Annotated in this window: 19 protein-coding genes; 8 read left to right on the forward strand and 11 right to left on the reverse strand. The window is 70.7% G+C overall.

The features are described 5' to 3' along the window. On the forward strand, positions 1-726 hold the full coding sequence (locus tag PV419_RS16615) for a TetR/AcrR family transcriptional regulator (protein WP_319689339.1): 726 nt from the start codon (positions 1-3) through the stop codon (positions 724-726). Position 727: 1 nt separating this feature from the next. On the opposite strand, the gene PV419_RS16620 is transcribed toward PV419_RS16615, so the two are convergent. Next, positions 728-1,912, reverse strand: coding sequence for a Cmx/CmrA family chloramphenicol efflux MFS transporter (locus PV419_RS16620; RefSeq protein ID WP_319689341.1), 1,185 nt, complete (start codon positions 1,910-1,912; stop codon positions 728-730). Between the two features lie 129 nt (positions 1,913-2,041). Here PV419_RS16620 and PV419_RS16625 point away from each other — a divergent pair, with 129 nt between their 5' ends. Then, the gene (locus PV419_RS16625; protein WP_319689343.1) at positions 2,042-2,872 is read left to right on the forward strand and encodes a DUF1963 domain-containing protein; all 831 of its coding nucleotides are present in this window, start codon (positions 2,042-2,044) and stop codon (positions 2,870-2,872) included. Between the two features lie 25 nt (positions 2,873-2,897). On the opposite strand, the gene PV419_RS16630 is transcribed toward PV419_RS16625, so the two are convergent. Next, entirely contained in the window at positions 2,898-3,467 is a 570-nt protein-coding gene (locus tag PV419_RS16630; RefSeq protein WP_319689345.1) for a dihydrofolate reductase family protein, read from the reverse strand. A gap of 94 nt (positions 3,468-3,561) precedes the next feature. Between PV419_RS16630 and PV419_RS16635 the strand changes: the two genes are divergently transcribed. Further along, on the forward strand, positions 3,562-4,152 hold the full coding sequence (locus PV419_RS16635; RefSeq protein WP_319689347.1) for a TetR/AcrR family transcriptional regulator: 591 nt from the start codon (positions 3,562-3,564) through the stop codon (positions 4,150-4,152). Between the two features lie 139 nt (positions 4,153-4,291). Here the strand turns inward: PV419_RS16635 and PV419_RS16640 are convergent, their stop codons facing one another. The 3 genes from PV419_RS16640 to PV419_RS16650 all read right to left on the reverse strand — a co-directional run bounded on the left by PV419_RS16640 (position 4,292) and on the right by PV419_RS16650 (position 5,845). Beyond that, positions 4,292-4,810, reverse strand: coding sequence for an N-acetyltransferase (locus PV419_RS16640; RefSeq protein ID WP_319689349.1), 519 nt, complete (start codon positions 4,808-4,810; stop codon positions 4,292-4,294). 220 nt (positions 4,811-5,030) lie between these two features. Then, the gene (locus tag PV419_RS16645) at positions 5,031-5,447 is read right to left on the reverse strand and encodes an SRPBCC family protein (protein WP_319689351.1); all 417 of its coding nucleotides are present in this window, start codon (positions 5,445-5,447) and stop codon (positions 5,031-5,033) included. Between the two features lie 26 nt (positions 5,448-5,473). Beyond that, a complete protein-coding gene (locus PV419_RS16650) occupies positions 5,474-5,845 on the reverse strand; it encodes a VOC family protein (RefSeq protein ID WP_319689353.1) in 372 nt (123 codons plus the stop codon). A 173-nt stretch (positions 5,846-6,018) separates the two neighbouring features. Here PV419_RS16650 and PV419_RS16655 point away from each other — a divergent pair, with 173 nt between their 5' ends. Continuing rightward, a complete protein-coding gene (locus PV419_RS16655) occupies positions 6,019-6,834 on the forward strand; it encodes an AraC family transcriptional regulator (RefSeq protein ID WP_319689356.1) in 816 nt (271 codons plus the stop codon). Positions 6,835-6,967: 133 nt separating this feature from the next. Here PV419_RS16655 and PV419_RS16660 read toward each other — a convergent pair whose 3' ends face one another. Continuing rightward, a complete protein-coding gene (locus tag PV419_RS16660; protein WP_319689358.1) occupies positions 6,968-7,696 on the reverse strand; it encodes a phosphatase PAP2 family protein in 729 nt (242 codons plus the stop codon). 88 nt (positions 7,697-7,784) lie between these two features. Then, positions 7,785-8,075: a hypothetical protein gene (locus PV419_RS16665; RefSeq protein WP_319689360.1), complete on the reverse strand. Its 291-nt coding sequence runs from the start codon at positions 8,073-8,075 to the stop codon at positions 7,785-7,787. A 168-nt stretch (positions 8,076-8,243) separates the two neighbouring features. Here PV419_RS16665 and PV419_RS16670 point away from each other — a divergent pair, with 168 nt between their 5' ends. Then, a complete protein-coding gene (locus PV419_RS16670; RefSeq protein ID WP_319689362.1) occupies positions 8,244-9,074 on the forward strand; it encodes a helix-turn-helix transcriptional regulator in 831 nt (276 codons plus the stop codon). Then, the gene (locus tag PV419_RS16675; RefSeq protein WP_319689364.1) at positions 9,071-9,295 is read left to right on the forward strand and encodes a DUF397 domain-containing protein; all 225 of its coding nucleotides are present in this window, start codon (positions 9,071-9,073) and stop codon (positions 9,293-9,295) included. Before PV419_RS16670 ends, PV419_RS16675 begins: the two co-directional genes overlap by 4 nt. A 33-nt stretch (positions 9,296-9,328) precedes the next feature. Here the strand turns inward: PV419_RS16675 and PV419_RS16680 are convergent, their stop codons facing one another. After that, positions 9,329-10,327: a GlxA family transcriptional regulator gene (locus tag PV419_RS16680; RefSeq protein ID WP_319689366.1), complete on the reverse strand. Its 999-nt coding sequence runs from the start codon at positions 10,325-10,327 to the stop codon at positions 9,329-9,331. Positions 10,328-10,380: 53 nt separating this feature from the next. On the opposite strand from PV419_RS16680, the gene PV419_RS16685 reads away from it, so the two are divergent. Further along, on the forward strand, positions 10,381-10,776 hold the full coding sequence (locus PV419_RS16685; protein WP_319689368.1) for a cupin domain-containing protein: 396 nt from the start codon (positions 10,381-10,383) through the stop codon (positions 10,774-10,776). A gap of 61 nt (positions 10,777-10,837) precedes the next feature. Here PV419_RS16685 and PV419_RS16690 read toward each other — a convergent pair whose 3' ends face one another. From PV419_RS16690 to PV419_RS16700, 3 genes are all read right to left on the reverse strand, one after another. After that, positions 10,838-11,011 (reverse strand): hypothetical protein, encoded by a 174-nt coding sequence (locus PV419_RS16690; protein ID WP_319689369.1) that lies wholly within the window; start codon positions 11,009-11,011, stop codon positions 10,838-10,840. A 216-nt stretch (positions 11,012-11,227) separates the two neighbouring features. After that, the gene (locus PV419_RS16695) at positions 11,228-11,524 is read right to left on the reverse strand and encodes a hypothetical protein (RefSeq protein ID WP_319689371.1); all 297 of its coding nucleotides are present in this window, start codon (positions 11,522-11,524) and stop codon (positions 11,228-11,230) included. Between the two features lie 71 nt (positions 11,525-11,595). Continuing rightward, on the reverse strand, positions 11,596-12,261 hold the full coding sequence (locus PV419_RS16700) for a hypothetical protein (RefSeq protein WP_319689373.1): 666 nt from the start codon (positions 12,259-12,261) through the stop codon (positions 11,596-11,598). Between the two features lie 59 nt (positions 12,262-12,320). Between PV419_RS16700 and PV419_RS16705 the strand changes: the two genes are divergently transcribed. Then, positions 12,321-13,040 (forward strand): copper homeostasis protein CutC, encoded by a 720-nt coding sequence (locus tag PV419_RS16705; protein ID WP_319689375.1) that lies wholly within the window; start codon positions 12,321-12,323, stop codon positions 13,038-13,040. The last annotated feature ends 34 nt before the right edge of the window (positions 13,041-13,074 follow it).

Genomic DNA, 13,074 nt, shown 5'->3' on the forward strand with positions numbered 1-13,074 from the left:
ATGGATACGCCGTACGGTAGCGTCGTGCTGCCCATTTGGGAACGGCCCGAGCCTCAGCCGCGGGCGGCGCCGGTGCCGTTGAGCCGCGCGAAGATCGCCGCTACGGCGATCCGGCTCGCCGACGCGCACGGCCTCGACGGACTGTCGGTTCGCAAGCTCGCCAAAGAGCTCGGTGTCGGTCCGATGCGGCTCTACGACTACGTGAGCAACCGATCCGAACTGCTTGATCTGATGGTCGACGCCGTCTATGCCCAGATCGCCGAGGCCGACCAGCACTCCGAGTGGCGCGCCACGGTACTGGCCATCGTTCACCGGACCCGTGACGCCGCCCTTGACCATGAGTGGTTCTCCGACCTGCTCGGCGGAAGGCCACATTTGGGACCTCATGCGCTCGCCGTGGGCGAATCGACCGCGGCGGCGCTCAGTCAGGCTCCTGGCGTGCGCGGCATCGACGACCTCCAGCGGGCCTTGGGCGCCCTCAACGCCTTCATCATCGGAGCGCTCCGCAGAGAGATCACCGAGCGACGCACCGCCCGTTCCACCGGCACCGACGTGACCGACTGGCAGGTCAGCCTCGGGCCCTACCTCACACGCATGCTCGACTCAGGCCGCTATCCCACCGTCGCCCGGCTCGTCATCGACGGCGCCCACCTCAACGCCGAGGAAACCTTCAACCACAACCTGACCACCGTCTTGGACGGCATCACCAGCTATCCCCACACGTGACCTACTGCTCGCCGACGATCACGAGTGACGCGCCCTGGGCGTGATGCGACCGCGCGGCGAGCGCCGTCGTCCCGACGGCCGCCGCCGCGAGGGCCGCGCCCGTCCAGGCCACGGCCGGATAGCCCCAGCCCACGTCGATGACGAGCCCGCCGAGCCAGGGGCCGAGCGTGTTGCCGATGTTGAAGGCGGAGGTCGTGGTCGCGCCCGCGAGGGTCGGGGCGGCGTTCGCGACGTTGAACATCCGGGCGTTGAGCGCGGGCCCGGTGAAGAAGGCCGTCACGCCGAGCAACAGGGCCAAGACCACGGCGGCGACCGCGTGGTGCGCGGTCAGCGCCAGGGCGGTCAGCACGACGGTCGAGGCCGTGATACCGCCGTAGAGCGTGCCGAAGAGATGGGCGTCCGCGATCCGCCCGCCGATCGCCGTCCCCACGATCGCCCCGACGCCGAACAGCGCCAGCACACTCGGCACCCAGCCCTCCTCCATCCCGGCCACGTCCGTCAGCAGCGGCGCGAGATACGAGAACAGGCAGAAGACGGCGCCGCCGCTGAGCGCGGTGGTGACCAGCGCGAGCCACACCTGCCGGTCGCGGTAGATGGACAGTTCGGCGCGGAGCCTCGGCTGGTCCTGCCCGGTCGGCGCCTCCGTGCGCGGTACGAGCCCGATCACGCCCACGAGCCCGAGCGCCGACAGCGCGGCCACCGCCCAGAAGGCCGCCCGCCACCCCGCGTGCTGCCCGAGGAACGCCCCCGCGGGCACACCCACGACGTTCGCGACGCTCAACCCGCCGAGCATCACCGCCATCGCCCGCGCCCGCGCGTTCACCGGCACCAGCGACACGGCCACCGCCGCCCCCACCGCCCAGAACCCCGCACACGCGAGCGCGCTGACCACCCGGGACGCGAACAGCACCCCGTACGAAGGCGCCACCGCCCCCGCGACCTGCCCAAGCCCGAACGTGGCCAGCAGCGCGATCAGCGTTGTCCGGCGCGGCAGCCGCAGCGTGGCGGCGGCGAGCAGCGGAGCGCCGACCACCATCCCGATCGCGAAGGCGGAGATCAGCAGCCCGGCGGTCGGGATCGAGACATCCATGTCGCGGGCGATGGGCTGCAGCAGCCCGGAGAGCATGAACTCCGAAGTGCCGAGGGCGAAGACGGACAGTCCGAGGATGTGGACGGCGACGGGCATGCGGACGCGCGTGTGGTCAGTGGGGGACACGCCAAGTGCCAACCGCCGCCCAGAGCTTGGCATTCCGCATCCGTTTCCGCCCTCTCACATGCTCGTCGTTTTGTCCGAGGCGGGTGCTTGACTTCTCGTATGGATCCGAAGACCACTCTGGCAGCCCTGCGCGACTCCTGCGCGGAACATCTCGGCGCCGACCTCGCCGACCGCGTCGTCAGCCTGGCCCGGCCCGGCTTCTCGCTCACCGAGGCCGCCCCCGGCCAGGCCGCCGGACACAGCCGCTTCGGCGGCAAAGCCATGCTGGAGCCCGGCACCCCCTGGCCGGTGTGCGAGGACCTCCCGCTCAGCCTGCTCGCCGTCCTCGACACCGACGCCCTGGCCCCCTGGCTCGGCGACCTCCTCCCGCCCGGCACCGGCCTGCTCAACTTCTTCCATCTCGACAAGGAATCCGAGCAGAGCGACCCCACGGCCTGGAAGGTGGCGGCGGGCTTCGGCCCAGAGGGCCCAGAGGTGGGGAGGGTCGTCGCGGCCCGTTCCACCCACGCCGTCGAAACCGACCCACCCGCACGATCCAGCGTCTTCGCCCCCGTCCCGTGGGCGGCGGAGCCCGGCTTCGCCCTCCCCGACACCTGGGATGAGGCCTGGGACACACTCGGCCTGGGATACGGGGGGAGCGACTACGAGGCGGTGGAGGCGTTCAAGCACGCGATACGCACCGAGTGGTCCCCCCAGGGCGTGCTGTCCTGCGAGGACATGGCCTTCGGCCGACCGGTGTTCCCCACGGGAAGCTCGTCAGCGATGTTGAACGGCGACGATTCGAACCGTTACCACCACCTGCTCCAGCTCTCCGGCCGGCACGAGTGGTACATCGACGGGGAAGGCGGTTGGATGCACTGGTCGATCCCCACCGAGGCACTGCGCGCCGGTGACTTCAGCCAGGCGATACCGACCCCGGACCACTGGTGACCTTCCGGGTCACGCGTTTTCCGGGTTACGCGGCCGGGCGGTAGGTGGTCACGGTCCCGCCGTTGCTGAAGGTGAGCGTCTCCACGGGGGCGAACGGGCGGGGCTGGAACCCTTTGGCGAAGGCCGGCACGCCGTCACCGGCGACGACCGGATACCGCTTGAATACCAACTCATCGATCTCGGACAGGAGCTGCCCGGCCAGCACGCCCCCGCCGCACAGCCAGATGTCGCCCTCCCCGCCCTCGGCCTTGAGCCGGCGTACGAGGCCGATCGGGTCATCGGGGGCCAACTCGACGGCCGGGTCGGCGATCTCGGGGAGGGAGCGGGAGACGACGTACTGGCGCAGATGCGTGTACGGGCTGGTCACGCCGCCGAGCTTGTAGGTGACGCCCCCCATGACCACGGCGCCGAAGCGCTTGTTGGGCGCCTCCTCAAGACCCATGTCCGGGCGCATGTGGGTGGGCATGGTCTCGGGAAACTCCGCGCGCAGGTAGTCCACCATGTCCGGCGCCTGCGGATAGAAGTCGAACTCCCCACCCGGGCCCGCGATGAAGCCGTCGATGGAGACCGCGACGTAGTACACGAGCTTTCGCATTCTTGAACCTCGCCCCCCGGATTGACTCCGAATGTAGTACTTTGCTTGGAGTGGTTAGACCGTAGTACTACAAGTGAAGTGGTGTCAACGACTTATGGTGCGACGCAATCCGGAGAGAAGGGCGGCGCTGCTCGACGCCGCGATCGAGGTTCTGGCCCGCGAGGGCGCGCGAGGGCTGACCTTCCGCGCGGTCGACCAACAAGCGGCCGTACCCGGTGGCACGGCCTCCAATTACTTCACCAACCGAGAGGACATGCTCACGCAGGCGAGCGAGCGCGTATACGAGCGACTGGAGCCGGACGAGGCGCTGCTCGCCTCCGGCCTGGAAGGCCCACGCGACCGTGCCCGGGTCGCCGGGCTCATGCACGTCCTGGTGGACCGGGTGGCCGCGTTCCCGACGGGCTTCCTCGCCCTGCTGGAACTGCGCCTGGAGGCCACCCGCCGACCGGAGTTGCGCGAGGTCCTGACCCACCGCATCCGCGCCGACGTCGACTTCAACATCAGCAACCACCTGGAGTCCGGCCTGCCCGGCGACGCGACGACGGTGGTCCTGCTGTACCTGGCCCTCAACTGGCTGATCCTGGAGGCCCTCACCCTCCCCGACCTCTTCTCGGCGGAGCACCGCCGCGACCTGGTCACCGCCCTGGTCGAGCGCCTTCTGGCCGGGGAGACGGGTGGCCAGTGACTTTGCGGTGAGTTTGGGACAGCGACACGCCGACGCAACGGCGTGTCGCTGTCCCAAACTCACCGCAACTTCCGTCCGGACGTGCCCGGACAGCAGCCGTGCGAGGGGCCCGGCCCCTCGCACGGCTGGAGGCGGGCCGCTAGACCCCGAAGGGCGCCGCGTAACGGACGGTGCCGCTCGGCAGCGGGTGGGTGGCCTCGTCCATGGTGAGGGCCATCATGGCCTCGTCCGGGATGTCGAAGGTCACGTCGATGCCGTGGTCGGAGGCGCGGGTGAAGCCGAACCGCGGGTAGTACGCCGGGTGCCCGAGGACGGTGACGTAGTACTCGCCCAGGCCCTTGGCCGCGCCGAGCGCGGCCCGGACGGCCGCCGAACCGGCGCCCGTCCTCTGGTACTCGGGCAGGACGGACACCGGCGCCAGGCACAGGGCCGGGGTGTCGCCGATGTGGCAGCGCGTCAGCAGCGCGTGGCCGACGGGATCGCCGTCCGTGTCGGCGCTGACGACGGACAGGCCCTCGATCCACGAGACGTCGGCGCGCAGGGCGTCGACGAGATCGGCCTCGTACGGGGTGTCGAACGCGGCGAGAACGATCTCGCGGATGGCGGGGATGTCGGCCTTGGTCTCGGCGCGGGTGATCCACTGGTTGTGGGTACGCATGACGGGATAAGGATCCGTTCCATGGTTGGTTCGTGTGCAGGACTGCCCCGCGAGCTCACGCTCCCGGCGAGGCGGGTGACGGGATCAGGCCGTCGCCCGGGACGTGAGGACGGTCCGGGCGCTGCGCGGCGCAGTGGCCTTCGACGCGGCCATCAACTCGCCCTCCCTGTCGTCCTCGATCTGATCCAACACGAACTCCCGCACGCTACCACGCACCTTGTCAGTGGGGCGGCTCGGCTTTGCGGTCCAGCGTCTGCTTGATCACGTGAATCCCCTGGTCGACCATCTCGGCCATGGGTTCCCCGAGACTGCTCGGCGTCACGTCGGTGATCCAGACGAATCGGCTGCGGCCCCCGGCGTCGCCGAAGACTTGCATGGACGCGTGGTGGTGCGTCGGCTCCAGAGAGCCGCCGACGACCGCGTAGGCGATGCGTCGGGCTTCGTCGTCGAGGTCGACGATGAGCTCGCGCACCACGGCGCCGTTCGCGAAGGCCACGATCCTGATGTCGCCCTCGACGCGGGTGCCGGTGACGAAACCCGGTACGAGGCGTTTGCGGACCTCGCCGAAGGCGCGAACCGCCGCCCAGACGTTCTCGGGTGTGTCGGCGATCATGATTTCGCGGTGGATGGATGCCACAGTCGGTCTTCCTTTCTGCCGGGCGATCAGTCGCCGGAGGTGTCGGGGGCGAGACAGAACGGATGGCCCTCGGGATCGGTGAGGACGATCCACTGCCCTTCGCCCGGCTGGAAGTCGGGCCGGGACGCTCCGATGCCGACCAGTTCCTCGGCGGCGCCGTCCAGGTCGGTGACGGTGAAGTCGAGGTGCACATGGTTGGCGCCGTCGGGCCAGCTCGGCGGCTGGTAGCCCTCGACGCGCACGAAGGCGAGCTGTACGGGGGTGCCGTTGCCCACAGACGCGAAGTTCTGCTCGCTGGACGTGATCTCCCAGCCGGTGGCCTTCTGGTAGAACGCGGCGAGCGCGGCCGGATCGGCGCAGTCGAGCACGACCGTGCTGAGCTGCTTGAGAACAGGCATGCCGATGACTCCTGAGAATCGGTAGAGGATCGGTAGAGGAAGGAGCGCGATGGGGCGTGACGCCTCGGGAGCGCGGCCCGTCGCGACCAACCCCGCCAGGATGCTCGCGGCGGCAGGCCCTCGTCTTGAACATCCTTGCGCGGTTGTCGGACCCGCCGCGTAGTGTCCGAAAGATGCTCACCTCTGTTCCGGTCGCCAGTCGTCCCGACTTCGGCATCAGCGCGGTGGCCTGCCGCGCCGACCACACCCGCTGGTCGGCGCCGGAAGTCCGCGCTGACTACCGGGTGGTGCTCGTGCGGCGCGGCCGGTTCCGCAGAATGACCGCCGGCGTCCGCGCCGACATCGACGCGGCCTTGGCCTATGTGGGCTACCCGGGCGAGGAGGAGAGCTTCGCCCATCCCGTTGGCGGGGATCTGTGCACGGCGATCAGCGTGACGCCGACGCTGTGGCGTTCCCTGGCCGGGGACGCTGCGGTACCGGCCGCGCGGACGGTCTACGTCGACCCCCGGCTCGACCTGGCCCACCGCCGTCTCCTCGCGGCCGCACGCTCGGGAGATGTCGACTACGCGGTCTCGGAGGAGCTGCTGGCGCTCCTGTCGACCGCCATCGGCCGGGCGGTGGCCGGACCGACCCCGCTCGGCAGCGCCTCCACCGCACCCGATCGGCGCTTCGTCGCGGCAGCCCGCGAGGCGATCGCCGAAGGGCACCCCGCGTCGGACACGCTGTTCTCGCTGGCCGAACTGCTCGGTGTCTCCCCGTACCGCCTGAGCCGGGCCTTCCCCCGCGAGCTCGGCGTGTCGGTGACCCGCTACCGTCACCGCGTCCGTATCGGCCGGGCCCTCGACCGCCTGGAGGCCGGCGAGGACAGCCTCAGCGCCCTCGCCGCCGACCTCGGCTACGCCGACCAGGCTCACCTGACCAGGACCATGCGCCAGTACCTGGGCCGGACGCCGACAGTGCTGCGACGCCTGCTGACCCGAGCCCACTGACCGGTCGCGACCGGGTGCAGCACACCCCCGGGGAGTGTCGGCGAGGCCGCCTGCTCGCGGACGGCGGCGGCGTATGCGGCGTAGTCGTCGGGGGTGCACTTCGCCGTTCGTGTCGCCGGCGGTGGGCCGGGGGCTACCCGCCACCCAAGGCCGCGCCGGATCGCCCCCGCCGATCGAGCAGTACGGCCATGGCCCGGGCGACGGGCGGGGCGGCCTGCCACACCGCCACGGTGACGACGGCGGCCCCGAGCGCGGCGCCGGCCAGCACGTCGTGGGGGTAGTGAACGCCCGCCGCCACACGGGCCACCGCCACCAGCGCCCCGATCGGCAACGCGACGGCCGCCAGGCGCGGGCGCAGCAGGGCCACTCCGACGGCCAGCCCGGCCGCGAGGGTGGCATGGTTGCTCGGGAAGGACCAGTCACCCGTCCCCGGGCAGTCGGCCAACAGCTCCGCCCCGCGCACCGCGCGACACGGCCGCTCCTCGTCCACCACCAGCTTCAGCGCCTCGCTGACCGCGTACGCGACGGCGGTCCCGACGCCGACCAGCATCACCCCGGCCACGCCCCGGGCACTACGGCGCCGCACGGCCGCCCACCCCGTCCACGCGAGCAGCACCCCGAGGACGACCAAGAGCCCGTCGGCGGCGAGGTCCAGCAGCGCCCCCACCCCCGACGGCCCCTCGGCCACCACACCGTTGACTGCCCGGTACACGGCCACCGAGGCGCCGCCGGTCACCTCCACCGGCCCGGCCTTCCCCAGTCCGCCCGGATAGAGCAGCGCGAGAGCCGCAACTCCCGCGCCCAGCGCTGCCAGCGAACCGAGCACTCGGCGGCGGATGTCGTACGCAATTCTGGATTCCATGCGCCCGACGCTAGGGACGACCGGCCACCGACACCCGACGCGAACGACACCCCCGACCCCTGACGATCGTCGGGCTTGACGTGCCAGGTCAGGTGCCGTCGTCGCACGCGAGCAGCCGCTCGCCCCTGCTCTCCGCGACCCGCAACACGTCCGTCAGCGCCTCGGTCAGCCGGTGGGCCAGGAAACGGAGTTCGCGGCTGCTCGCCTTGCTGTCGGCGAGCAGCGCGGCGGCATGGCTGAGCAGTTGGGCACCCATGTCGAGTTGCAGTGCCTCGATCTCGTCTGCTTTCCGGCTCAACGGGCTGTCGCCGCTGTCGGCCGCCAGGTAGCACGGTTTGCCGTCCGGGTCGGACCACGGCAGCAGGCGCAGGCCCCTCATCGCGTCACCTCTCTCATTCCGGTGCCCGCTAGACGTAGGCACCGTGTGTAGTCAATTGGTCACCCCGGCAACGCGGTTGCCAATAGAATGAGGTGGGTTGAACCGAAGCCTGCAAGTCGGCGACCTGCTGCAATGCGCACTGCGACCATTTGGCGAGAGGTCACGGCAATGGACGAGACGACCCCATCCGCGCACTTGAACCCCCTCCAGCGCTTCGGCCGCGACGTCAAGCAGGTCCGTCTCGCCCGCAAGCTCACGCAGAAGAACCTGGGCAGGGCCACCGGTTACTCCGAGGCGTACGTCAGCAGGGTGGAGGCCGGGAAGCTCCTGCCCAGGCCGAGTGACAGGTTCGCGAAGGGGTGCGATGTCGCCTTCGGCACGGGTGAGTTGTTCGCGGGCATGCTGCGGCGGATCGACGAGGGCGACCACCCGTCGTGGTTCGTGCCCTATCTCAATCTGGAGCGGAAGGCGTCGCGCGTACTGGGCTGTTCGACGACCGTCGTGATCGGCATTCTTCAGACAGAGGAGTACGCACGGGCCATCTTCCGCTCGTACTTCTCGCGGGAAGAGGATGAGGTGATCGAGGGAAAGGTCGCGGCTCGTCTGCGTCGGCGAGAGGTGTTCGAGCGGGACGCTCCGCCTTTCCTGTGGGTCATCCTGAACGAGTCGTGTCTGCGGACGGTCGTAGGCGGTGCGGAGGTCATGGCCGGGCAACTTGAGTACCTGCTGGCGGCAGCTGCGTCCCCGAATGTCACGCTTCAGGTGATGCCGTTCTCGGCGGGCGCTCCAGCCGCCTCCACGAAGCCATTCACTCTGCTGCATTTCCCGGACTCACCCACGGTGCTGTACACCGAGACCCGGGTAGGTGGCAGGATGCACGACTCCGCTCGGACGGTCGCCGCCGCCGTGGATGACTATGATCTGCTCAGGGCGCACGCGCTGTCCCCGGACCGGTCACTGATCCTGATCAAGTCTCTGGTGAAGGAGTACCGCGCATGAGTGCCGACTTGGATCTCACGGCTGCCGAGTGGGTCAGATCCCCCTACAGCGACGCCAATGGCGGCGAGTGCGTGGAGTTCTCCCGCGCTTTCACCCAGACCCACGGCGCCGTCCCGGTCCGTGACTCCAAGGACCCCCAGGGCCCGGCGCTGATCTTCTCGGCCGAGGGCTGGTCGTCGTTCGTCTCTGCCCTCATACGCGGGGAGTTCCCCGCCGTCTGACCCGAACGAGTCCTCTGCCTCGTGGCGGGCCGCTCAGCAAGCCACCGCCGGGCCGAACCGGCGCCGGTATGCCGACGGAGTGAGACCGATCTCGCGACGCATGAGCGCACGCAGATTGGCGGCGGTGCCGAGCCCGCTGCTCCGTGCGACCACCTCGAAGCGTGAGTCGCCCCGCTCGATCAGCCGGCACGCCAGGGTGAGCCGTTCCCCCGTGAGCCACGCCAGCGGTGTCGTGCCCAACTGCGTCCGGAAGCGCCGGTGCAAGGTTGCCGGGCTGACCGCGGCGCGCGCCGCGAGGTCGGACACCGTGAGTGGCGCGTCCAGCCGTTCCTGGGCCCAGGCCAGGACGGGCGCCAGGGACTCGTCCGGGAGGTCGGGCATCGGGCGTTCGATGAACTGCCGTTGCCCACCGTCCCGGTGTGCCGCGAAGACCAGCCGTCGGCTGACCGAATTGGCCACTTCCGCGCCGTGGTCGCGGCGGACGATGTGCAGCCCGAGATCGAGCGCGGCCGCGCTCCCGGCGGCGGTGAGGATGTCGCCGTCGTCCACGAACAGAACGCCCTCCTCGAGCCGGACGGAAGGGAAACGGGCCCGGAAGGAGCCCGCCCACTGCCAGTGCGCGGTGGCCCGGCGCCCATCGAGGACTCCGGCCTCGGCGAGGGTGAAGGCGCCGCTGCAGAAACCGACCAGCCGAGCCCCGCGCCGGTGCGCCCGCCGCACGGCGGCCAGTACGGCCGGGCGGCGCGCCACCTCGACATCGGGCCGGTTGGGGACGATCAGGGTGTCCGCCGTGTCGGCCGCGCCCAGTTCGGCGACCCCCGTGAGCGTGAAGAAGCCGTCCCGCATCAGCGTGCGGGGCTCGGGCGAGCACAGGCGGAAGTCGTAGAGATACCGGCCGATCTCGGGGCGATGCAGTCCGAAGACCTCGGTCGCGCAGCCGAGCTCGAAGGGGTTGGAGTTCTCGTCCACGATCACCACGACCCGGTGCGGGCCCACCGCTCCACGAGCCTCATGCGAGGAATCTTTCGCCATGCGCAATTCCTAGCACTCACGTCGGCCGTGCTCAACCGACGAGGATTCCCCTCATGAGCAACGAACCCATCGCCCTCAGCAAGGCCCTCGCGTCCTTCGACGCGCTGTGGAGCCCGCGCATCGTCACGCGCGTCAACGACTACGACGTACGCGTTGCCAAGGTCGAGGGCGAGCACATCTGGCACGTCCACGACGACACCGACGAGTTCTTCCTGGTGCTCGACGGCGAGCTGTACATCTCCCTGCGCGAGGCCGCCGGGGAACGTACGGTCCGGCTTCCTCGGGGTGCGGTCTTCACCGTCCCCCGTGGCACGGAACACAAGCCGTTCGCCCCGACCGGCGCCGCGATCCTCCTCTTCGAGCCCGCCGGGACACCGACGGTCGGCGACCGCCATGAGGAGATCCCCGACCATGTCGACGTGACGACGGGACACGCGCTCGACGCCTGAAGTATTCAGATGGCCACGTCGATGTCGTGGGTGGAGGCGCGGGTGAAACCGGAGCGCGCCATCAGACGTCGATGACTGCGACTCCGGGGCCGCAGAGCTGTTTGAGGTCTTCCGTGTCGGAGGTCATCGGGACGACCGGCGGGTGCGCGGCGCGGGCGGTCGCGGCGACGATGGCGTCAAGCGCGTACTTGTGGCCTCCGCGACTGTCGATGTTGCTCAGCAGGCCGACGGCCACCGCCGCGATCTCCTTCGTGACCGGCTCGGGGCCAGCGGGGAGAGCGCCCAGGAGGCACGGGCCTTGTGGGCTCCCTTCGGGTCGGCTTCCACGATCGTCACGGCGCTGACTGTGACCCGGACGTTGTCCTGTCGGGCTGCCTCCATGCGGGCCGCATGGCGCGGTCGCCCCGCAGGTAGAGGGAGAGGCCTTCGGAGTCGAGTACGAGGGTTCCGCTCACGCGGCCCGCTCAACGTCGGTGCTGCCCTGGGCGGCGCGGTGCCGGGCCTCGCGCAGCTCGGCGCGTGCGGCTTCGATCTCCTCGGAGGTCAGGGGGCCGTGGACCTCCTCGTTCGCCGCGACCAGTTCGGCAAGGTTGTCCCGCTCGATCTGGCGCTGTACGGCCTGCTCGACGTACGCGGAGAATCCGCGGGCGCCGACGCGGGCGTTGACGGCCTCGGACGTGCCGACATGGAAGGACACGGACCTGGTGTGTGTGGGCCCCTCGCCGGGGCTGTACGTCGTTTCGCTCACGTTCCAATTCCAACAGAATTTCCATTAGAGGCTGTTCTCGGTCCAAGCCCACGGCGCGGTCCGGTACGTGACTACGCCTCCAGCAGCGCCAGCTCCGTCGCGAGATTCCGGCGCGCCGCGTCCTCCCAGCGGTCGTGGGCCTCCGGCGTGCGGAACAGCCTCGGCAGGGCCAGCAGTTCGCGCAGTACGCCTGCCCGGCCCTCGCGGAAGGCGTCGTCCGGGACGAAGCCGTACTCCTCGCGGACGGCGGCGGCGTACGCGGCGTAGTCCTCGGGGGTGCTCGCCAGGATCGACAGGTCGGCGTCGCACAGCACTTCGCCGTTGGTGTCGCCGGGGGCGGGGTCGTGGGTGCGGGTGAGGCGGACCAGGCGGGCCACTTCGGTGGTGCGGGGTTCCGGTACGCCCGCTTCGGGGAGGGCGCGTTCGGCGAGGCGGGCGCTGCGGTCCTCGTTGGTGGAGCGCTCGGGGAGGTAGACGGCGTCGTGGAACCAGGCGGCGAGGCGGACGGCGGCGGGGTCGGCGGCGTGGGTGATCAGTTCGTCGACCCGGTCGAGGATGGCGAGGAGGTGGTCGGTGGTGTGGTAGCGGCGCTGGGGTTCGGCCCAGCGGGCGAGGAGGTCGTGGCCGTACGGCGCGGGGGAGGGGGCACGTACCGGCTCGCGGGCGCTGTTGAGGTGGATCGCCCAGCGGGTGAGGAGTGTGTCGTGGGCGGGGTGGCGGGGTGCGGGGTCGGCCATGGGGCCAATTGTGCGGGGTGAGGGTGTGGGGGCGTGCGGGGTGTGGCAAGCTGTTCAGCATGTCTAGACCAATTCTCGAGGTGATCGCCCTCGACGTGACGGACGCGGTCGCGGCGCAGGCCGGAGGGGCGGACCGGCTCGAACTGGTCACCGATATCGCCGCCGACGGGCTCAGCCCCTCCCGCGAGACCTTCGCCGCCATCCGCTCGGCCGTGGACATCCCACTGCGGGTGATGCTGCGCGCGTCCGACGGCTTCGGATGCGGTGGCGCCGCCGCGCTCGACGCGCTGTGCGCGCGGGCGGCTGCGCTGCGGGCCGAGGGGGCGGACGAGTTCGTCCTCGGCTTACTGGCCACCGACGGCCTGGCCGACCTGGCCGCCATCGGCGCGCTCATGGACGTCATCGGCGCGGGTCGCGGGCTCGACGAGAGCCGGTGGACCTTCCACCGGGCCATTGACCGGGCCGCCGACCGCGATGTGCTCCGGCGGCAGCTCGCGGGCCTTCCGGGGCTGGATACGTATCTCACCGCCGGGTCGGCCGCCGGGGTCGACGACGGGCTTCCGACCCTGGTGGACGAGGCAGCGGCCGGGGCGTCGGCGCCCCGGATCATGGTGGGCGGCGGGCTGCGGCTCGACCACCTGCCCGCGCTGCGCGCCGCCGGGATCGACGCCTTCCACATCGGCGGCGCGGCGCGGCCCTCGGGGTGGGACGGGCCGGTGGACATCGCATCGGTCGAGCAGTGGCGGGCCGCGCTGGACGAAGTGGTGCCGGTGGGGTGACGCTCCCAGACCCCGGCCCCGGCCCCGGCCCGAG

Origin of the sequence: Streptomyces sp. ME19-01-6, assembly GCF_033793745.1 — a bacterium.
In the GTDB taxonomy this organism is placed as follows: Bacteria; Actinomycetota; Actinomycetes; order Streptomycetales; family Streptomycetaceae; genus Streptomyces.